Source organism: Candidatus Ichthyocystis sparus (assembly GCF_900078745.1).
In the GTDB taxonomy this organism is placed as follows: Bacteria; Pseudomonadota; Gammaproteobacteria; order Burkholderiales; family 2013Ark19i; genus Ichthyocystis; species Ichthyocystis sparus.
This window is the reverse complement of the sequence record NZ_FKII01000061.1, coordinates 129,082-150,505: the sequence shown is the minus strand read 5'-3', so window position 1 is coordinate 150,505 and position 21,424 is coordinate 129,082. Positions and strand designations below refer to the sequence as shown.

The window sequence follows — 21,424 nt, the reverse complement described above, 5'->3', positions numbered from 1 at the left end:
TATTGGTGTGGCATGGATAATTCCACTAAGATTGATGGTTTTTTAAAAGAGATTTCTCAGAAGCTAGGGACCAAGTTTTCCCTTATTGATGGCGTTTGTGTTCTTGTTGATAAGGACAGGACTAACCGTTGGATCATAGAGGTTCCGGAGAATGGTGACTTTGTTGTCTTCTTCGCCCCTCTTTTTGTTATTCCTGACTACAAAGTAAGGGAGGGCTACGAGATAGTTCTTCGTCGCAATATTTATGCCAATGAGAACCGAGGTACGTGGCTGGCGCTTAATCCTAATTCGTCTGAGCTTACCCTTGTTTTTTCTCATGTTGTCGACATGCTTAACTGTCAGCTTTTTGAGAACATTTTGACTCAGTTTGTTGAGTTCTCGAAGGAAGTTAAGGAGTCCGTTAATGATGAGATAATGAAGGGGGTGAGTCGTTATGATCGCCGTGCTCCTGCTGGTGGTACTGGCGGGCCTTCTCCTTCAGGTACTGATGGCGGTGGAGATGACGACGGTGGCCGTCCTGATTTTTCTCGCTTAGCTTAATTTTGAGGGCTTTTTGTCGTTTCATTTAGTTGATCCGGGTGCGCTTAGCGTATCAGATGTGGAGCGCTTGTTTGAGTTGGCTGCTTTGGCTGGGAGTGGTTCACTACTTTTGGACAAGCTGCGTGGCTCGAGTGTGTTTACCGTATTTTTAGAAGATTCTACTAGAACTAGAATATCCTTTGAGGTTGCTGCACGTAGGGTTGGTGCTGAGGTTTTCGATTTTTGTTCCCATGGTTCTTCTTTATCTAAAGGTGAAACTTTTGAGGATACGCTCCGTAATATAGTCAGCCTAGGTGCCGATTTTCTTATAATTAGACATTCGGATGGTGATTTTTTTGATCGGTTGCTGGTAGACTTTCCACTTGATGCTCATGTGATAAGTGGTGGGCATGGGGCTAGACATCACCCAACACAAGGCTTACTTGATGTTTTTTGTATAAGTAAGTACAACTCCAGGCTTGATGATGTCTCTGTTCTTATACTTGGTGATGTTGTTCATAGTCGTGTTGCTAGATCACAAGTTCAGATTTTAAAGACCCTTGGCTGCAGGGATATACGCCTTGTGGGACCGTCATCGTTTCTTCCAGATCCTAGTAAGGATGTTTTATTTTCTTCTGTCAATACCACCTCTTCTCTGGAGGAAGGACTTTCTGGGGTTGATGTTGTTTCTTTGTTGAGAGTACAGCGTGAAAGATTCTCGGATAATGAAAATATAAATTTGGATGAATACGTAGCTAATTACGGCTTTAAGCGTTCTCACGCTGAAAGGTTAAAGGAAGGTGCCATAGTAATTCATCCCCAGCCTCTTAATCGTAATTTAGAGATATCTGATGATGTAGTTGCACTTCCTTGTTGTAAATTTTTTGAGCAAGTTGAGTTAGGAGTGTTTATGAGAATGGCTTGTTTAGTTTGGCTTTACAATTGTTTGTAATATCAGCCGTTTCATATATGTCTGCCAATTTTTATGGGTACTGTGGTACAATCCTAGGCGCGGGCCTCCTCGCATGGGTGGTTTGCATACCTGGTCAGGTTCGGAAGAAAGCAGCCAAAGCGGATTTACTTTAGTGCCGGGGTAAGGCTCGTAGTATTTTTAATCAGATGATTGGCTATGGATCCATTGATGTATCCTGTCACTACTGCTGATATTACAAATATCGGTATGAGACTAAACAGTGATTTTGATGGTATTAGTACTACGTACGCGGCCGATATTTGCCCTACGTAGTGGAATATAGCGCATATTATGCTAGTTGAAATCAGGCTGAAGTATTTTTGTGGCAGATATTTAGCTAATATAAGCGATGCTAGGCTCAGTGTTGATCCCGATATTGATAGTATGAACCCAGGGGTACCCAGCGAACCAAAAATAAGTCCGGCTGATATTATCCTTAATGTAGCCACCCACGTTGCTCTGTTTATCCCCCCGGTGTTGTATGCAAACAGAGTTATTATGTTCGCTAGCCCAGGCTTTATTCCCAAGAATATGCTAGGAAGGCTGTTGTCTATTGCTGATAATCCTATAGATAGAGCTGCAAGCTGCGATATCAGTGCATCGTCTGGATTAGGAGTGTAAGATATGTGTTTAGTAGGACGTGCTGTCATATTGATGCTTATCTCCTTTAATTTCAAGTGTTATTTCACTTGGGGCGCAAATTAGAACAGAGTTGTTTTTTTCTATCCAACCTTGTCTAACACATATTTGTCTTGGGCCAGGGTCCTTTGTTACTCGTACACGATAATCACTTATTTCTACTTCAGTAAATCCTATTGCCCCGTTCAGTTTAATCTTTTGCCTTAATGGTAATAAATACTTATGTGTGATTTTTCCTGATTTACGTACGATTAGATAAAGCGGGCCGTTGCTTGTATGGGTGGTAATTTGTGTTCCTATTGCTATTAGTAAGACAGCAATTACAGCTATGTCTCCTATCCTTGGGGATGACATTTCCTTTAGTATCTTTACCAATTCGTTGCTCACAACCAACCCCGTTATCCTAGTATATTTTTAAGAAATCAATATTATGTAGTCAATATAACTCTAAGACTAAAGACAATTTGAATTTTATTCGCATAATTCGTTTTGATACAATGTTTGCGGAGTGTTTTTTTAAGGTAGTTTTTATGTCAGGACATTCAAAGTGGGCAAATATTAAGCATCAGAAAGCTGCTGCTGATGCAAAAAAAGGTAGTATTTTTACTAAGATAATTCGTGAAATTACTGTTTCTACTAAAAAGGGAGGAGCGGACCCCAGTTCTAATCCGGCATTGCGTTTAGCTATGGAAAAGGCTAGTGCTTCCAATATGCCTAAAGACACTGTTAATAGGGCAATACAAAGGGGAAGCGGCGCTTTGTTTGGTGCAGAGTACATTGAGGTACGTTATGAGGGGTACGCTCCTGATAGTGCTGCAATTATTGTGGATTGTTTAACTGACAATAAGGTTCGTACCGTTGCTGCCGTTAGACACGAATTTTCTAAGTATGGAGGAAACCTAGGAACAGAAGGATGCGTGTCCTATATGTTCAAACATTGCGGCTTACTAGTATTTTCTCCATATGTTTCAGAAGAACAAATAATGGGAGTAGCTTTATCGCATGAAGTAGAAGATGTCGTTAAGCAAGATGATGGATCAATTGAGGTTACAACGTTGCCGTCATCTTTTTTTGACATCAAGAATGCTTTTGAAGAGGCATCTCTTGTGCCTGAGCTGTCTAGGATAGTTATGCAACCGGAAGCAGAAATTACACTGTCCCCAGATTCAGAAAAAAAAGTAAGAAAGCTCGTATCTTCTCTCGAGGACATTGACGATGTTCGAGAAGTATTTACAAATGTAAATTTTTTATAATACTAAACTCTAAGTTTTATTTTTGCACTTACGTCTGGAAGATAAGACCCAAGTACCATTCCTATAGTTGCTGCTATAAGTCCCGCTATGTGAGGTGGTACCGCGCTGTTAATCTTGTTACCGGAGAATCCAAGCCATACTATTATTCCCATGCTTATAGCTATTACAGCCCCCGACGTATTTGCTTTTTTCCAATATGTTCCCGCAACTAGAGGAACGAAAGGAATTACCATAGTTATTTTATCCGAGTTTGTAACCATGTTATATATGCTGTCATTGGATATAGCCGAAAAAATGGTTGCAACTGTACCAAATACAACTACGACCACCCGAGTTACCAAAAGTACTATGTAGTCTGGCATCGGTGACATGTACTGCTGTATAAGATTTTTCGTTAGAATGGTCGCAGGAGCTAGTAAGCCTCCACTTGCCGTGCTCATGATAGCAGACAGCATAGCCCCAAAGAACACTACCTGGGTCCCAATTGAAGTATGCTGCATGATTATTTGAGGTAGTATGACTTGACTGTCTGAGTTGGCTAAATCAGGTGCTAGTATAAAGCCATAAGCTAGTATTAGTATTGGTAATGTAGCGATAAAAAAGTAAAGAATCCCTGCCAAGATAACTCCGGTTCGAGCTGTAAATACACTTTTAGCAGATATTATTCTCTGGAAAATATCTTCTTGAGGTATTGATCCAAGTGAAGCAGTGGCAACAGCAGCTACCATTTCTATTGTGTTTTTTATTGAATGACCTTCCGGTGAAAAAGAAAGTTTTCCTGAATCTCTCATTGATTGTATGATTACTGAAGGAGCTGGAAGCTTTAAAGACATGTGGTACGAGATATATATCAGACCACCGATAATTATTATCATTTGAAAAAAGTCTATTATTGCCAATGACCACATCCCACCGTATACAGTGTATGTAATTATTACACTAGAACCTATGACTATGCCAGATATTTTGGAAATAAGTCCCTGAGAAAGAGCATTTACAACCAGACCAAATGCGGTAAGCTGAGCAGCTACCCAACCTACGTAAGATATGGATATTGCTATCGAACAGAGAAGCTCTACAGTTCTTGAGAAGCGCTCTCGGTAGAAGTCGCCTATGGTTAGGAAATTACCGTTATACCAATATCGTACAAAAAAGGCAGCGATTATGAAAAGACACACCGCCGTACCTATAGGATCTTCTGCTATAGCTGATATTCCACCCTTCATGAACTCTGGGGGTATTCCCAGTACAGACTCTGATCCAAACCACGTTGAAAAAACTGTTCCTACAACAATAGGAAGAGGCAATGATCTTCCAGCAACAGCATAGTCCCTAGAATCTTTAACTAGAAATTTTGATGAAATTCCTACTATTATCGAAAAGATCATGTAAATGATAGTTAAGGTAATAAGCATGAGCTATTCCCCAGGTAAACCTAAGAGAGAAAGAAGAAGGGTATTACTAAGCTGATTAATACTCAAGAAATTTTTCCTAATATTGCGTACAAATGGCACTTTATATAGCCCTAATCTACCTATTAGCCAATGTTTACTCATTGCTTAAGTGCGATTAATTGGGATATTATTTATATGAACATATTTTCTGCGAGTTTGTGGCGTCAACTGTTGCCGTCGAAAAACGACGCAATGATACTGGATTTATATGGCTTTAAAATTTACATTGAGTGCACGAATTCCTTTATTCCCGCTAATACCATTTGAACTGATATGGTACTTAGAATAAGCCCCATTAAGCGAACAATAGCATTCATCGTCTGTTTTCCAAGACTCTTATATATCCATTCCGATGAAAGCAAAGTGATAGTAGAGATTATCATTGCAATTATCAAAGCTGATGAATTCAATAATTTAGAACTTTGGTTAGACAGTAACATCACCGTAGCTATTGCCGACGGACCAGCAAGTAAAGGAACTGCAACTGGGAATATAAAAGGCTCTTCATGAGTTATACAGCCCTCAGTTGAGCTTGCATTTTTTACTGTCCCCCCTGGAAATACCAAGTCTAGAGATATTATAAACAGTAGTATTCCACCTGATATTTGCAAAGAACTACTAGATAGTTTAATTAGCGATAAAATCCCGTTTCCAAAAAACATAAATAACAAAAGAATAAGCGTAGCTATGAATCCTTCACGTAATATAAAAAATCTTCTACGACTGGGCGCAACACTGTGGAGTATTGCTACTACAGCCGCTATGTTTCCAAGGGGATCAAGGACGAGAAGTAGTATTGCAAGAGAAGAAATAAAATAACTAATTGATGAAGAAGACATTATAATCTCAACAATTTATAAAGTTTACGGTTCGTTTATAATGAACAGCCAATCCTCCTTCGGATGTTTCTTTATACTTTTTCTGCATGTCTTTTCCAGTTTCACGCATTGTTTCTATAGCACTATCAAGTGATATTTGGTGCGATCCAGTTCCATTTAAAGCCAGACGCGCAGCATTTACTGATTTTACAGAAGCAATGGCATTTCTTTCTATACATGGGATTTGAACAAGCCCCCCAATGGGATCACAAGTTAATCCCAGAGAATGTTCAATAGCAATCTCAGCTGCGTTTTCTATCTGTAACGGTGTGCCATTCATTATTGATGCCAAGCCAGCCGCAGCCATTGAAGAAGCTGATCCTACTTCTCCCTGACAACCAACCTCAGCTCCGGAAATAGATGCATTGGTTTTAAACAAAATCCCGATTGCCGTTGCCGTCAAAAGAAATTGTAATACCATTTCATCACTGAACTGAGGTAAGAACTGTTCGCTATATTTAAGAACAGCAGGTATTATTCCAGCAGCACCGTTAGTTGGTGCTGTAACAACTCTTCCTCCTGCAGCGTTTTGTTCGTTTACTGCCATTGCATAAAGATTAATCCAGTCACATGTTTCAAGAAATCCAATATTGCTTTTGTCATGTTTGGACAGTTTTCTGAAAAGTTCTGAAGCTCTTCTTTGTACATTAAGCCCACCAGGTAAAGTTCCGTCTGTACGACATCCTATTTCTATACATTCTTTCATGGTATCCCATATTTTTAGTGTTTTTTCCATTATTTGATCGTACGTCAAGAAGGTCATTTCGTTTTTCAAGATGAGCTCACTAATGGTTAGTTCGTGCTCATTACACATTTGTAGAAGTTCATTGGCTGATTTAAAAGGATATGGAACCAGTTTAGTAGCTTTGTTACTGTAAATACGATCGCACTCACCTTGTTCCTGTATGAATCCACCACCAACTGAAAAGTATGTTTTTGTCTTTAAACAATTACCATCCTTGTCAATAAGCGATAGCGTTAAAGCATTTGGATGAAAATCCAATGGTATTTTGTCGAAAAACATGTCCGTTTCGTAGTTGAAAGGAATGTTTTTAACTCCCCCAAGTCCAATATGTTTTTCTTCTAATGCCTTATTAAATATCAACTCTATTTCATTAGGATCTACAGTTTCAGGATTTAGTCCCAGAAGTCCTGAGATTACAGCTTTATCCGTGCCATGACCCTTTCCTGTTGCTGCAAGTGATCCATGAAGCACTATACGAATAGACTCTGTTTTATCAATAAGACTTACATACTCTTTTACGAACCTAGCAGATGCAACCATAGGTCCTACAGTATGAGAACTAGATGGGCCTATACCTATTTTAAACATATCAAACATGCTTAGGTACTTTGGGTTATTCATTTTTTATCCTTTTGGTCAAAAGTAAACATGCCCTCGTGTTCTGGACCAACTCGGTTCATCAATTGCGTTCTATCTTGAGATACCGCTATACTTACATGCTCCAAACGCGGTAGAGTACTCGCGTCTATGCAACAACCACAATCAAGCATTTCCTCTACTCTTTGTGCCGTTCGTGGAATTATTGGCTTCATGTATAGTGTAAGTATCACGAATCCCCTTATGGCAGCAGATACACACGAAAGCAGCTTGTAGTCGTTCTCTTTTGACCTATTCTTTACCAATAGCCAAGGCTTTTTTTCATCTATGTATTTATTTATTTTGTCTGCAGCACCCATTACCTCACGTGTTACTTTAGAAAATTCTCTTAGTTCATATAGTTTAAGGATGTTAGACCTAATTTCTAGTAGTTTAATCTCAAGTTCTTTGGCATCCTGCTCCAATTTAGCATACGCTAGAAGGTTTCCGCCTAGAATATCTGCAAACTTTACTGATCTGCTAAATACATTTATGTATTTTCCTATCAGATTACTATTTATTAAGCTGTGAAACTCAGTCCAGTTTAGGTCTATATCCTTAATTGCCCGCCCAGAGTGAGCCGCTACATAGTATCTCATCCACTCCGGGTCTAGATTTGCCGATAGGTAATCGTTAGCACTTACGAAATTACCTCTCGATTTAGACATTTTTTCATGATTTATTGTTAGAAATCCATGAATGAAAACCTTAGTAGGTAGTTTCGTATCGGAGAATTTTAGCAATGAAGGCCAGAAAAGAGTATGGAAGTAAACTATATCTTTGCCTATGAAGTGGTAAATTTCGTACTCTGAATCTGGTTCCCATATATCCTTCCAAGACAATTTATTTGCATTGCATAGTTCGTGAGAGGTTGCTATATAGGCTATCGGGGCATCAAACCATACGTAAAAAAATTTATCGGGCTCGTCAGGTATGGAAAACCCGAAGTATGGCTTATCTCTTGAAATATCCCAGTCAGCCAAATTTGCTTCTCCACTACTACTATCGCCTATCCATTCTTTAAGCTTTCGTACTGTTTCATCCTGTACAGCAGTTGGTATCCATTCTTTCAGGAAAGAAACACACCGACTATCAGATAGACGAAAGAAATAGTGATCTGATGCTCTCATTACAGGGACTGACTTACTAAGAACAGAGTACGGGCTTTTTAGTTCCGTTGGAGAATATACGGACCCACATACTTCACATCCGTCTCCATATTGATCCAGAGCCGTACACTTAGGACATTCACCTTTGATAAAGCGGTCTGGTAGGAAAACATTTTTTTCTTTATCAAATAGTTGATCAACAGATTTTTTGTCGATGAGCCCTTTTGCCTTGAGTGAGTTATAAATTCGATAAACGTGATATTTATTGGTGGCTGTATGGGTTGATGAGTAGTGGTCAAATTCTATCCCAAATGCAGATAAATCACGTATATGATCTTTTTTTGTTCTATCAATCATTTCTTCCGGTGATATATTACTTTTTTGAGCACTGATCATTACGGGGGTTCCGTGTGCGTCATCTGCGCAAACATACCAGCAGTTTGTGTCTGATAGCTTGTGGTAACGGCACCATATATCAGATTGTATATACTCGATTAGATGTCCAAGGTGTATAGGGCCGTTAGCGTAGGGTAATGCCGATGTAACAAGAACATTTCTTTTCATAAGGTTTTTCCCCGTGTACGATTCACAAAGCAATTAGTGGCAGCCCTGGGGATTAGGGCTTGAGTGAGGTAATAATGTATGTCAATTCTCATGAAGTTTGCAATGTCTTATCAAAACTCTATGACCCATACCAGGGGGAGTTGTTAGTTGAATCTGGCCAATTAACTGTAGAGGATAATTCGGTACGGGTTCTTCTTCCATACCCTGCGCAAAGCTATCATTCTGTTTTGAGTGAGCAGATAAGGGTCTTGTTAGCTGATAATTTTCCTAACAAATCTTTTGACATATCTGTTTCTAGTGGATTTTCTGCTCATGAAAATGCTAGAGGAATGGATTCTATGCCTCACGTTAAGAATACGCTCGTAGTGGCTTCTGGCAAAGGAGGTGTAGGAAAATCAACAGTAGCATTGGCTATTGCCAAATCGTACGTTGAAGATGGAGCTTCTGTAGGCTTATTAGATGCTGATATTTATGGCCCATCATTGCCACAGTTAATTGATAATTGGGATGATAAACCTGATCTTGATGAAAATGATATGATGTTACCTATACAGGTAGATGGTTTGTCTGTTATGTCCATTGGACACCTAGTTCGACCAGAATCTGCAGTGGCTTGGCGTGGTCCTATGGCAACTCAGGCTTTGAATCAGCTTCTTACCAAGACATGTTGGGGAAGCCTTGATATCTTGGTTATTGATATGCCACCTGGTACAGGAGATATTTACTTAACTCTTTCACAAAAGGTTCCTGTTACTGCCTCAGTTATTGTTACTACTCCCCATCCCCTGTCGTTCTACGATGCGCGACGTAGCTTGCATCTCTTCCAGAGAGTAGATATTCCAGTGCTTGGTATAATTGAGAACATGAGTTTTTTTAGTTGTTCTAATTGCTCACATAGGCATTTTTTATTTGGTCAAGGAGCCGGAGACAGGTTGGCTAATGAGGCTAGAATTGATCTTCTGGGTCAGCTACCTCTTTCTATTGGATCGGGTTGTGATTCAGACTTTAAGGTTAAGATATCTGATATTGCTAGAAAGTTGGCTGTTAGTTTATCACGTCTTAAGAGCAAGTCCTCGCGGAGAGTAAAAATTGAAATTAAGCCGATTGCCAAAGGAAATGGGAAGGATAATGGGAGTTAAATCTGATGAGTGGATTATTTATATGGCTTGTGAGAAAGGTATGATTGAACCTTTTTCTGATCGTCAGGTACGAAAAACAGCTGATAAATCTTATATCTCTTATGGGGTATCTAGCTATGGGTACGACGTAAGATGTGCAGGTCAATTTAAAATTTTTACTAACATAAACAATGTAATTGTTGACCCCAAAAAATTTGATGATCGTTCCTTTGTAGATTTTGAAGGAGATGAGTGCGTTATTCCGCCTAATTCATTTGCTTTAGCTAGAACTATAGAGTATTTCAAAATTCCTCGTGATGTGCTGACAATTTGTGTAGGAAAGTCTACATACGCACGATGTGGGATTATTGTTAACGTTACGCCATTGGAGCCCGAATGGGAGGGTCACGTAACTTTGGAGTTTTCTAATACCACCCCACTGCCCGCAAAAATTTATGCACACGAAGGCGTCGCTCAAATGATATTTTTCAGCGCAGATAGTCCGTGCAGGGTTTCCTATAAGGAAAGAGATGGAAAATATTGTGGTCAGACGGGTGTTACTCTTCCTCGTCTTTAAAAAGGAGCAACATTGTGAATACTGCATTTTTCTTTAAGAGGTTGCTCATTATAGTTTCTATTTCAGCTGTTGTTGTAATGTCAGTGGTTGCGTTATCTGTAACTAGGGTTTCATTGACTGAATTGCCAATAGCACATGAGCATGACCGGATTGTACTGGTAAATTTTTGGTCTATAAGTTGCCCAACTTGTGTTTCAGAGTTACCTCTGATTAAAAAAGTTTGGTCTGATTTTCATAACAAGGGATTTAATGTCGTAGGCGTGTCAATGTGGTACGACGGCCGTGATGAGTTTAATAAATTCAGTAGTCGTAACAAGCAACTTTTCCCATATCCAGTATTAATTGATAGTGACAAGAAAATTCAACAGCGCTTTGGTGGTATATACGCTACTCCTACGTCATTTTTAGTTAATGTTGCAGATGGTAGTATAAGGAAGAGGTACCTAGGTAAAATTGATCCCACAGAGCTGTATAGAGATATAAATAATGCTTTGCCTAGCAAATTCAATCAGGTAGTATCCTATTGACTTGTTTTGCTGTACCTTTAAAATATGATAATCCTCTGCGGTGTTCGAGTAGTCATTCAATCTTTGAATCGAGATCATTGCATATGGCCAGTATTCCCTTTGCTCGGATAGCGGGTGCCTTTATTGATGCCCCTTGAAGCAAATATCTTGGCCAACTTATAGTTGTAGTTCGTAGATGGTGGCTATATGCGGCACAGGCGGAGGATTCCTATTTATCATATTAGGCCGTAGGCCATTTTTGCCATGCTTGTTATTAATGCAGCTAAGAAAGTTATTTTTATCCACTTTGCTGGTATCCTGTTTAGTACTAAAGCCCCTGCTCTTGACCCTATTAGCACTGCTATCCCCATGTATACCACTATGTGGAGTTTTATAAGCTCAACATTGTGGTTATTAATGTTGCCGATAGCATGTCCTAGTATTGTTCCTGTAGCTGTTGTTAGCACCAACAGGCTAGATGTTCCAACTACTTGTGCCATTTCTATTCTGTGAGCATTTAAAAGAGGCACGTATATTGCCCCTCCTCCTACTGACACCAGAGAGCTTATTACTCCGGATATACCGAATAGTAGTCCTGATGTTTTTTTTTCTTCCAATGGTATTGTCATTTTATCTTGGTTGGTTACTTTTTTTTGCCAAAACATTTTAGTTACTGTCATGAGACAAATAGCAATAAAGATCAACTTTAGTTCTACTATAGGTATGTTGTGTGAGATTGTCGCGCCTGCAGTGCTTCCTATGAATACATACATAAAGTACCTTTTTACTAATTTCCATTTGAAGTTTCTTTTTTTGAAATTGAAGTAGGCATTGGATAGAGAGGATATTAGGGTGAGAACGGCTGATGTGGCTAGGGCTATACGGTAGGATTCGTCTTTTGGGAGGTTTTGTAAGTAGAATGCATGTGTTAGTACAGATACGCTTATTATTCCCCCTCCAAGACCTGTTATATTTGATATGAATCCAGTTACTAATCCTGCGACAACATAATATAATATCCATCCCAACGATATATCCATGTCTTTTCCTTCTGTGAAACATGGCTCTTATGTAACCATGGCTATTCTATTATCCCAGTTGTCTCGTAGTTGTACTAATTTCTTTGTACTAATATTGGTGTTTATGTGGATTTTTAGGGCAATGTTTGTAGGTAGTAATTGCTGTATTAGAGGATATTCTTATTGTGGTTTTAGTATTTTATGTGGGGTGGCACAGTGTTTTGTAGATATTACCGCTTTTGCTTTGGCCATTGTTCTAAGCTATGCAATTGTTGTTGCTTTAATTGCAAGGTGATATTTTACCATCCGTGCTTGCCTTGCTTGGAGAAGTAATGCTTAAGTTTTATAAAATGCAGGCTAATGGGAATGATTTTGTTATTTTGCCTATGTGGGTAGATATTAATCCGGATGAGGAGACTATTCGCAGCATATGTGACCGTAGGTTTGGTATAGGGTGTGATCAGTTACTTATTATTTGCCCCCCGCTTCAAAGTGATCAGATGTTTTTTTGTAGAATATTTAATTCCGATGGCAAAGAAGCCTTTCAGTGTGGGAATGGTGCTCGGTGTATTGCTTTGTACGCCTTTGAAAAGTTATATTCCAGAAGTACAGGAATAGTTTTTCAAATGGGCAAGGCTGTAGTTGAGGCAACTATTGTTTCTGGGGTAGTAAAAATTAAGATGGGTATTCCTGAATTTGCTCGTGACGGGGATTTTTCCATTTATGAGTTTCCATGTGCCGTTGAAAGGTGGTGGCCTGTAATACGAGTTTTTCTAGGTAATCCCCATGCTATTGTTTTTAATCAGAACCTACCATATGACCTAGTTGGTTGTGTTGCCACTCATTTGATGAAGGTTATTGATCCGGTTGATGGCATAAATATTTCTTTTTGTGATGTTGTTAGTTCTTCAGATATTAGATTGGTAACCTTTGAAAGGGGTTCAGGGTTAACTACAGGATGTGGTAGTGCATCCTGCGCTGCTGTAGCTTCTGGTATTAGAGCAGGTTTTTTATCTCATCGTGTAAATGTTCGTCTTCTGGTTGGAGAGTTGGTTGTTGAATGGATTGATTGCCAGAAGGACATTTTTTTAATAGGTAGTGCAAGTTGCTCCTTCTGTGGAGACTTTCCTACAAATTGGATGGAAGTTCTTGTAGGAGATAAAATTTCTTCTGGTAATAAACAATAAAAAAAATTGAAGCTAATATTATTGGAATTTGGAAGGTGCACTCTATAGCAATGTTTCACGTGAAACATCATGGGAATGTGTTTCCGGTGCATAGATACTTTTAAGTCACTTGTTTATTTCTCATAAAATGGAGTTATTCTGAGGCTCATCCAAACCAGTTGGCCAATCAGATTTCTGACAACTTTCAATGCCCTTTTGTCCTAGTTCTATGAATTGAAGCTAATATTTGGAATTTGGAAGGCACCACCTACTTGCAGTCCTACAGCAATGTTTCACGTGAAACATTATGGGAATGTGTTTCCGGGGTACAAATGCTCTTAAGTCATTTGTTGGTTTTTCATAAAATGGGGTTATTCTGAGGGTCGTTCAAATCAGTTGGCCGATCGGATTTCTGGCAGAACTCTCAATGTCCTTTTGTCCTAATCCTATCAATTGAAGCTAATATTTGGAATTTGGAAGGTACCACCTACTTGCAGTTCCACAGCAATGTTTCACGTGAAACATTATGGGAATGTGCTTCCGGGGTACAAATACTCTTAAGTCATTTGTTGGTTTTTCATAAAATGGAGTTATTCCGAGGGTCATCCAAACCAGTTGGCCGGTAGGATTTCTGACAACTTTCAATGCCCTTTTGTCCTAGTTCTATGATTTGGAATTTGGAAGGTACCCACCTACTTGCAGTCCTACAGCAATGTTTCACGTGAAACATTATGTGAATGTGTTTCCGGGGTACAAATACTCTTAAGTCATTTGTTGGTTTTTCATAAAATGGAGTTATTCTGAGGGTCATTCAAACCAGTTGGTCGATCAGATTTCTGATAGAACTCTCGGTGCTCTTTTGTCGTAATCCTATGAATTGAAGCTAATATTATTGGAGTTTGGAAGGCACCACCTACTTGCAGTCCTACAGCAATGTTTCACGTGAAACATTATGGGAATGTGTTTCCGGGGTATAAATACTCTTAAGTCATTTGTTGGTTTTTCATAAAATGGAGTTATTCTGAGGGTCATCCAAACCAGTTGGCCGATCGGATTTCTGGCAGAACTCTCAATGCCCTTTTGTCGTAATCCTATGAATTGAAGCTAATATTATTGGAGTTTGGAAGGCACCACCTACTTGCAGTCCTACAGCAATGTTTCACGTGAAACATTATGGGTATGTGTTTCCTGTGTATGAATACTTTTAAGTCATTTGTTTATTTCTCATAAAATGGGGTTATTCCGAGGGTCATCCAAACCAGTCCAGTTGGCCGGTCAGATTTCTGATAGAACTCTCGGTGCTCTTTTGTCGTAATCCTATGAATTGAAGCTAATATTATTGGAGTTTGGAAGGCACTACCTACTTGCAGTCCTACAGCAATGTTTCACGTGAAACATTATGGGGATGTGTTTCCGGGGTATAAATACTCTTAAGTCATTTGTTGGTTTTTCATAAAATGGGGTTATTCCGAGGGTCATCCAAACCAGTTGTCCGATCGGATTTCTGGCAGAACTCTCAATGTCCTTTTGCCCTAATCCTATGAATTGAAGCTAATATTTGGAATTTGGAAGGTACCCACCTACTTGCAGTCCTACAGCAATGTTTCACGTGAAACATTATGGGAATGTGTTTCCGGTGTATAAATACTCTTAAGCCATTTGTTGGTTTTTCATAAAATGGGGTTATTCCGAGGGTCATCCAAACCAGTTGTCCGATCGGATTTCTGGCAGAACTCTCAATGTCCTTTTGCCCTAATCCTATGAATTGAAGCTAATATTTGGAATTTGGAAGGTACCCACCTACTTGCAGTCCTACAGCAATGTTTCACGTGAAACATTATGGGAATGTGTTTCCGGTGTATAAATACTCTTAAGCCATTTGTTTATTTTTCATAGAATGGGGTTATTCCGAGGGTCATCTAAACCAGTTGTCCGATCAGATTTCTGATGGAACTCTCAATGCCCTTTTGTCGTAATCCTATGAATTGAAGCTAATATTATTGGAGTTTGGAAGGCACTGCCTACTTGCAGTCCTACAGCAATGTTTCACGTGAAACATTATGGGAATGTGTTTCCGGGGTGTAAATACTCTTAAGTCATTTGTTGGTTTTTCATAAAATGGGGTTATTCTGAGGGTCATTCAAACCAGTTGGCCGGTAGGATTTCTGATAGAACCTCGATGCCCTTTTGTCGTAATCCTATGAATTGAAGCTAATATTATTGGAGTTTGGAAGGCACTACCTACTTGCAGTCCTACAGCAATGTTTCACGTGAAACATTATGGGAATGTGTTTCCGGGGTATAAATACTCTTAAGTCATTTGTTGGTTTTTCATAAAATGGAGTTATTCCGAGGGTCATTCAAACCAGTTGGCCGGTAGGATTTCTGATAGAACCTCGATGCCCTTTTGTCGTAATCCTATGAATTGAAGCTAATATTATTGGAATTTGGAAGACCACCTACTTGCAGTCCTACAGCAATGTTTCACGTGAAACATTATGGGAATGTGTTTCCGGGGTATAAATACTCTTAAGTCATTTGTTGGTTATTTCATAAAATGGGGTTATTCTGAGGCTTATCCAAACCAGTTGGCCGGTAGGATTTCTGATATAACCTCGATGCCCTTTTGTCCTAATCTTATGAATTGAAGCTAACTTATTGGCGTTTGGGCGGTGCCACTTACTTGCAGTTCCACAGTAATGTTTCACGTGAAACATTATGGGAATGTGTTTCCGGTGTGTGGATACTTTTAAGCCACTTGTTTATTTTTCATAAAATGGAGTTATAAAAGCTGATACAAAGGCCCTATAATAACAGCTATTAAAGTATTTACTTTTTGGCAAGGCCTTTCCTTATGTCTCTTGTTGTCAGTACTTCTGAATCTGTTTCTGAGGGCCATCCAGATAAATTGGCTGATCAGATTTCTGATGGAATTCTTGATGCTCTTTTGTCCTATGATCCTATGTCGAGAGTTGCGGCCGAAACTCTTGTAGCTGGTAACGTTGTTGTACTAGCAGGAGAAATATCCTCCTTAGCTTCTGTTGATTATGAATGTATAGTTAGGAAGGTTATTCTTAATGTTGGTTATGTTGATGAAAATACAGGTATTAATGCAAACAATTGCAAGATAAATGTTTTCTATGGAGAGCAGAGTCCTGATATTTCTACTGCTGTTTTTAAAGGAAAAGAGTTGGCGGCAGGAGACCAGGGGTCGGTGTTTGGGTATGCTTCTGATGAAACAAAGTCTTTTATGCCCATGCCTGTTTGGTTGGCACACCGTTTAATGCAACGGCATAGTGAGGTTAGAAGAGACGGTAGATTGCCTTGGTTAATGCCTGATGCAAAATCACAAGTTAGCATAAGCTATCGTGATGATCGTCCAGTTGCTGTTGATACCATAGTTTTTTCTACTCAACATAGGGAGGATGTTACCCATAAGGATTTGGTTGAGTCTGTCTTAGAAGAAATAATAAAACCAATGTTGCCAGACCTTCCTGAACAGAAGAACATTAACTTTTTTATTAATCCCACCGGAAGATTCGTAATAGGAGGACCTCTAGGTGATTGTGGTCTTACTGGAAGGAAGATAGTTGTTGATACTTACGGGGGAGCTGTACCTCATGGCGGTGGGGCATTTTCTGGGAAGGATCCATCAAAAGTAGATCGGTCAGCGGCCTATGCTGCTAGGTATGTAGCAAAGAATGTTGTAGCTGCTGGTTTGGCCAAGAGATGTTGCGTGCAAATATCCTATGCTATAGGACTCACCGCGCCAGTAAGCATATCTGTTAATACATTTGGAACATCTATAATACCTAAGGACGAGCTTAGAAGGGGTATTTTGCGTTGCTTTGATCTTACACCTCAGGGAATAATAGAGTCCCTGTCCTTGAGAAGAGCAATATACCTAAAAACAGCATCATTCGGCCACTTCGGCCGAAACGAGCCAGAATTTTCTTGGGAGGCAACTGACAAGGTGTACGACATAGCCGCTGCCTTATGATTAAGGAAGAGCGCAGCTAATGTCCGAGCAATAAGTTGTATCTATGGAATCTAAAAATCCTAGTAAAGCATCCGCTGCTCTCTGGCAGGCTGACTTCACGGACGATAACTTTTCTTCCGAATCCACAATACGTTCTAATATTTCAGCCTCTTCTGAAGAGTGGATCACATCAGCCTTTTCATGTACGGAGAAAAACTTGTAGGAGTCAGGATCTGTTAACCCGTAAAAATCTCTCAGGCCCGTAATCTTTTGTCCCGCAACCTCTGGAATTTGTGATTCAAATGCATACATGGCTGCAAGACCGTTGTAGAACGGCTCATCCCTGCAAATTTTGTGAAAACAATCAAGCAAATTCCTTGTGCCAGGCAGAGTATCTTTGTCCAGCATATCAGACTCTTCCATTCCTAAAGAGAGACAGAAATTTCTCCACAGTTCTGGGTGGTTTTCATCTCCCTGCTCTTCTCCAACTAGATTAGAAAGGATTCTTTGTCGGATAGAAATGCCACAAGGATCACCCTCTGTGGGGAAATTGGGTGTATTACTATGAATTGCGCTTAAGAACCTGGGCTCGTCCAAAACAAACTTAAAATACTCCTTAGCATACTTTTTGATATGTAACACACTCAAAAGACCCATTCTCCATTTTACATAATATCTGTGATCGAGCATTCTTCTCAGATCAATTATAGAGTCCAGAGAATTTCTTACACAATTTTCGGATGATAAATTAGCCATATAAGTATGAGCCCGCAAACAAGTAAGGTAAGCATAAATTTTTACGTGGTGGGCCGTGCGCGGATCGAACGCGCGACCAACGGATTAAAAGTCCGCTGCTCTACCAGCTGAGCTAACGACCCAAACACCCAACAGTATAGGAAACTTGCGCCAATTGTCAAAGCAGATTTTTTAACGTGTTTTTATATTTGCAGATGTGGGGGATAATCATAGTGCTTTTTCTCTTTTAAGCAAGGAGTCCCAAGCTTGATAGGAGCACACGGTCGATAAATTCAATATTCCTAATTTTACAAGCTTTTCTAATCCTGCCTTGTAACATGGGATCTTGTTTATAGTTATAGGAGTTGCTTGTTCACTATTTGATAAGTAACCTAGAAGCGCGGATAGGCTACTATCTCCTGCTGAGTTTTCGTATATAAAAATCTTAGAACTTTGATAATCCAAAGCATTATTTTGCGACAATATGCCGTTTAACTCAGTAAGACTATATAGGTACGACAGGTCATCTTTTGATGCACCTGATATGTTGTAAGCTGTTCCAAAATAGTATGCGTATGTTTTGATAATAGCTCTAGCAAGTTGTTTTTGATAAGTAAGATCAGATTCCACCTGCTTTATTAGATAAGGAACATTATATATGCCACTATACAGAATTAGATCAGATACATTTTCTCCATGCTTAGCAAAATCTATCCAGCCCGCAATTGCATTGTATGCTCCACGTCTTCCACCTACTAGGATGATTTTGTTTGTTAATCCTGATGCTAATTGATCAACAAAATAAGATCTAGCAGCAATCCACGCATCTCTTACTTGTTCTCCTGTGCTATCTAGTATGAAATAAGATGGTTCTACCCCTACTGTATCGCCGTATCCAAGCATGTCTGGTGCTATAAAGACAAATCCTTGGCTGGCTGCCAATATAGCTAACCAAGTGTCTGTGCTGTTTTTGTTGGACGGGCTGTGCTTAGGTTGATCCCAGCTATGCAGATATATGATTGCTGGTAATTTAGTGTACTCTATGCCCTGAGCTACAGGATAAGCTACAAGGGCGCTGAGATTTTTTTCCCTTCCAAATGGGTCTGCCGATGAGTAGATCATCTTCCCAATAGCAACATCGTATCTGCCCTCTAAAGTGCTAAGCGTATGGAGGTCGTTATCCATAATTTTACTTACCGTTGAAATAACCTCCTTACTTCTGGACTTGACCAACTTTCCAGTTAGTATCTCTAGAGGTTTAGTTATGCTGTAGGCAGGTACGATCTTTGTTCCTGAGTAGTCTTTCCATTTGTAGAAATCAGACAGTATTTCTTCCTGTCCTAGGTAGTTTCCTTGGAAACTGTTTTGTTGAGCTGTTTTAAATTCTGCAATGACAGAATCTCCGAGTACAAGTTTATATTTTTCTTCTGGTTGTAGATAATCTTCGTCTAAAAGTAGCTCATAAGTATTTAAGAACAATGATTGACTAGATGATAGAAATGATGAATTAAACACATGGGAATTTACTGTTCTACCCGTTTTAGATTCTACGATTTTGGGTTGACCACATAAATTCTTTTTTTCACTTTGATAATAGATGGTCATGCTATGGTTAAGGGGTACTTTTTCCGTAGTGGTTGGGTCTACGTATAGAACTACACATGCGTCCGGAGGTAATCGAGGTGATGTTTGTGATTTATCTGTGGATGCTAATGCTAAACAACTACTTATAAAAACTGCCAAAGCTATAAGGTTCTTAATCATTTTTTCCCACATGTTAGTACTCTATACTTACTACAGTCTACGAGCGAAATAATGCAATGTTATGCACAACCACACTGTGTTAGTAAGTAATCACACTTTCGTATGAACATTCTGGATTGATGTAATATCACACACATTGTGTTATGAGACTGTTTAATAATAAATGCTTAGAATGTCTTTGTCATTTTTTAAGGAATATTTGTATATGACCTGCCGACATTCATTATGTCTTAACTTGTTAAGGTTATTGTGCTTTATTTGCAATTTTTGCGTGGCCACCAGCGCATTGAGTTGTAACATTATTCTTTCAGATCCAGTAGATGGTCAGAGAGATGTTGCCGTTAATCACAATATTGTGCTGATTGTAGAGAAAAATTTTTCCGAATCATGTCCCATCAAGATTACAACAAGTGATGGTAAGAGCGTGATTCCAGTAACTGTGTTGTATAGCAGTCCTGTTGTGAAGGAGAAAGATGTATCTCGTCAGATAGTTGTTGCTAGGCCAAAGTCTCTACTGTGGTCTCCAGGTGGTAATTATGTGGTATCAGTAAGCGCCAAAAGTAGCGTAATTAGTTTTTCCGCTGACAAGAGCGCCCATGATATAGAAGGAAGGCTGTCTTCCGTAGTTGACAATCCTATACAATTTTCTCCTTGGCGTAACAGAAAATTTATTGCAGCTTCAGATATTAACGATTCCCTTGGTGTTTTTTTGGACTTAAAATTAGGACAAGATCCAGGCCCACGGATTAAAGAGTTTTTGTCAAAGCAATTACATGTTTCCTTTCCTAATTTTTCATCTGCTAAATCTAGGTACGGGGTGAGGATAGGAAAGATTTATTTTTACTCCTTTATTCCAGGAGGTAGGAAAGAAAAATTTAGTGCACTTTTAGTATATCCTGTTGCGGAAAAATTGGACTATAAGAAATCAGGCATAGTTTTATTTGATACCCGCTCAAGATCACACTATCAGCCTTCTAGTGCGGATAACTACATATCCTGGTTGGGTAGTGTGATTGCATCCAAGGGTTATGTCTTTGTTTCTCCAGACGCATGGGACAATATGAGCAGTGATATTTCTGCAGATGCTTACCCCTTTTATTATGCGAAAAAAAATATTGATTTAGTTGAGGCTACACGAGAATTTTTTCTTAACACGTATTCATCAGATTTGAAAGACAAGTCAATACTTGTTGGTAGTTTTGATGGGGGAAGAGATGTTATAGATACCTTGTTATTGTCTAGTATTTTATCATACAGAATGCCTTCCATTGTTATGAGTGATAGTTCTGCCTACGATCTTTCATCATACTTTTCCCCAATTTTGAGTTGTTCGGATTCTTATAGTCATAATATACCCAAAGACTTGTTGAGCAACTTGTCTTACATTGTTTACTCTTATTCACACTACTGGGACTTGTATTCTTACTTAGGTAATATATTTTCACTTGAAAAAGGACTGATTTTTAATGAACCAAGGCTTTGTAAACAATTTTCGGATTATTTGCAGTTGATGAGTCCATCTCATCAGTCTTGGACAATGCATGCTAATGGAACAGAGGTTTATTTATATCAACATCCCTTAGATGATACTCTTCCAGCGAATAATTCCCTGGAATTGTCCTCGTCATTAATGAATGGTGGGAAATTTAAGTTTATTACTCATAGTCCGTGTGATAAAAAGTCTTTCTCCGCTATAATGCGCTCAGGTGCAGTTACCTCACACTCTGCTTGTGGGTTTTTCATGTTTGATGATTTATTACATTTACTTTCTACTGGTAACGCATAGTTGG

The 21,424-nt window shown here is 39.2% G+C and carries 18 protein-coding genes, 1 tRNA gene, 1 other RNA gene and 1 pseudogene; 11 read left to right on the top strand and 10 right to left on the bottom strand.

Translation table 11 applies throughout. The annotated features are described in order from the left end of the window. Nucleotides 1–12: 12 nt before the first annotated feature. The 3 genes from A6733_RS06365 (at nt 13) to ffs (ending at nt 1,627) form a co-directional block, all read left to right on the top strand. Nucleotides 13–540 (top strand): type III secretion system chaperone, encoded by a 528-nt coding sequence (locus A6733_RS06365; protein ID WP_092403258.1) that lies wholly within the window; start codon nt 13–15, stop codon nt 538–540. A gap of 13 nt (nt 541–553) precedes the next feature. Then, a complete protein-coding gene (locus A6733_RS06360; RefSeq protein WP_092403260.1) occupies nt 554–1,471 on the top strand; it encodes an aspartate carbamoyltransferase catalytic subunit in 918 nt (305 codons plus the stop codon). Nucleotides 1,472–1,529: 58 nt separating this feature from the next. Continuing rightward, nucleotides 1,530–1,627: signal recognition particle sRNA small type (gene ffs / locus A6733_RS06355), an RNA gene on the top strand. 68 nt (nt 1,628–1,695) lie between these two features. Here ffs and A6733_RS09880 read toward each other — a convergent pair. Then, nucleotides 1,696–2,142: pseudogene (locus A6733_RS09880) on the bottom strand (Gx transporter family protein); the annotation flags it as partial. Next, entirely contained in the window at nt 2,123–2,518 is a 396-nt protein-coding gene (locus A6733_RS06345; protein WP_092403262.1) for a NusG domain II-containing protein, read from the bottom strand. The pseudogene A6733_RS09880 and the gene A6733_RS06345, both read right to left, overlap by 20 nt. 143 nt (nt 2,519–2,661) lie before the next feature. Between A6733_RS06345 and A6733_RS06340 the strand changes: the two genes are divergently transcribed. Continuing rightward, entirely contained in the window at nt 2,662–3,384 is a 723-nt protein-coding gene (locus tag A6733_RS06340) for a YebC/PmpR family DNA-binding transcriptional regulator (RefSeq protein WP_092460695.1), read from the top strand. A 2-nt stretch (nt 3,385–3,386) separates the two neighbouring features. On the opposite strand, the gene A6733_RS06335 is transcribed toward A6733_RS06340, so the two are convergent. From A6733_RS06335 to metG, 4 genes are all read right to left on the bottom strand, one after another. After that, on the bottom strand, nt 3,387–4,772 hold the full coding sequence (locus tag A6733_RS06335; protein ID WP_242641604.1) for a high affinity choline transporter 1: 1,386 nt from the start codon (nt 4,770–4,772) through the stop codon (nt 3,387–3,389). Between the two features lie 287 nt (nt 4,773–5,059). After that, on the bottom strand, nt 5,060–5,677 hold the full coding sequence (locus A6733_RS06330; RefSeq protein ID WP_092403268.1) for a MarC family protein: 618 nt from the start codon (nt 5,675–5,677) through the stop codon (nt 5,060–5,062). Between the two features lie 7 nt (nt 5,678–5,684). Then, on the bottom strand, nt 5,685–7,082 hold the full coding sequence (locus tag A6733_RS06325; protein WP_092403270.1) for an L-serine ammonia-lyase: 1,398 nt from the start codon (nt 7,080–7,082) through the stop codon (nt 5,685–5,687). Further along, a complete protein-coding gene (gene metG / locus A6733_RS06320; protein WP_092403272.1) occupies nt 7,079–8,770 on the bottom strand; it encodes a methionine--tRNA ligase in 1,692 nt (563 codons plus the stop codon). The genes A6733_RS06325 and metG overlap by 4 nt, the downstream gene beginning before the upstream one ends. Before the next feature lie 59 nt (nt 8,771–8,829). On the opposite strand from metG, the gene A6733_RS06315 reads away from it, so the two are divergent. From A6733_RS06315 to A6733_RS06305, 3 genes are read left to right on the top strand one after another with little or no spacing between them, the layout of a single operon-like run. Next, on the top strand, nt 8,830–9,909 hold the full coding sequence (locus A6733_RS06315; RefSeq protein WP_092414847.1) for an Mrp/NBP35 family ATP-binding protein: 1,080 nt from the start codon (nt 8,830–8,832) through the stop codon (nt 9,907–9,909). After that, nucleotides 9,899–10,465: a dCTP deaminase gene (gene dcd / locus A6733_RS06310; RefSeq protein ID WP_092403276.1), complete on the top strand. Its 567-nt coding sequence runs from the start codon at nt 9,899–9,901 to the stop codon at nt 10,463–10,465. The genes A6733_RS06315 and dcd overlap by 11 nt, the downstream gene beginning before the upstream one ends. A gap of 14 nt (nt 10,466–10,479) precedes the next feature. Beyond that, entirely contained in the window at nt 10,480–10,992 is a 513-nt protein-coding gene (locus A6733_RS06305; protein ID WP_092403278.1) for a peroxiredoxin family protein, read from the top strand. 215 nt (nt 10,993–11,207) lie between these two features. Here the strand turns inward: A6733_RS06305 and A6733_RS06300 are convergent, their stop codons facing one another. Next, nucleotides 11,208–12,011, bottom strand: a complete 804-nt coding sequence (locus tag A6733_RS06300) for a sulfite exporter TauE/SafE family protein (RefSeq protein WP_092403280.1) — start codon at nt 12,009–12,011, stop codon at nt 11,208–11,210. A 37-nt stretch (nt 12,012–12,048) separates the two neighbouring features. Between A6733_RS06300 and A6733_RS06295 the strand changes: the two genes are divergently transcribed. The 3 genes from A6733_RS06295 (at nt 12,049) to metK (ending at nt 17,156) form a co-directional block, all read left to right on the top strand. Beyond that, nucleotides 12,049–12,285, top strand: coding sequence for a hypothetical protein (locus A6733_RS06295; RefSeq protein WP_141663298.1), 237 nt, complete (start codon nt 12,049–12,051; stop codon nt 12,283–12,285). A 13-nt stretch (nt 12,286–12,298) separates the two neighbouring features. Further along, nucleotides 12,299–13,177, top strand: coding sequence for a diaminopimelate epimerase (gene dapF, locus A6733_RS06290; protein WP_092403284.1), 879 nt, complete (start codon nt 12,299–12,301; stop codon nt 13,175–13,177). A 2,833-nt stretch (nt 13,178–16,010) separates the two neighbouring features. Next, nucleotides 16,011–17,156, top strand: a complete 1,146-nt coding sequence (metK, locus tag A6733_RS06285) for a methionine adenosyltransferase (protein ID WP_092402313.1) — start codon at nt 16,011–16,013, stop codon at nt 17,154–17,156. Here metK and A6733_RS06280 read toward each other — a convergent pair whose 3' ends face one another. From A6733_RS06280 to A6733_RS06270, 3 genes are all read right to left on the bottom strand, one after another. After that, nucleotides 17,157–17,891, bottom strand: coding sequence for a CADD family putative folate metabolism protein (locus tag A6733_RS06280; protein WP_092460691.1), 735 nt, complete (start codon nt 17,889–17,891; stop codon nt 17,157–17,159). It abuts the gene before it with no gap. Between the two features lie 46 nt (nt 17,892–17,937). Continuing rightward, nucleotides 17,938–18,013 (bottom strand) — tRNA-Lys (locus A6733_RS06275). Between the two features lie 85 nt (nt 18,014–18,098). Continuing rightward, nucleotides 18,099–19,634 (bottom strand): alpha/beta hydrolase family protein, encoded by a 1,536-nt coding sequence (locus A6733_RS06270; RefSeq protein ID WP_139057494.1) that lies wholly within the window; start codon nt 19,632–19,634, stop codon nt 18,099–18,101. 205 nt (nt 19,635–19,839) lie between these two features. Between A6733_RS06270 and A6733_RS06265 the strand changes: the two genes are divergently transcribed. After that, entirely contained in the window at nt 19,840–21,420 is a 1,581-nt protein-coding gene (locus A6733_RS06265) for an Ig-like domain-containing domain (RefSeq protein ID WP_092487399.1), read from the top strand. The last annotated feature ends 4 nt before the right edge of the window (nt 21,421–21,424 follow it).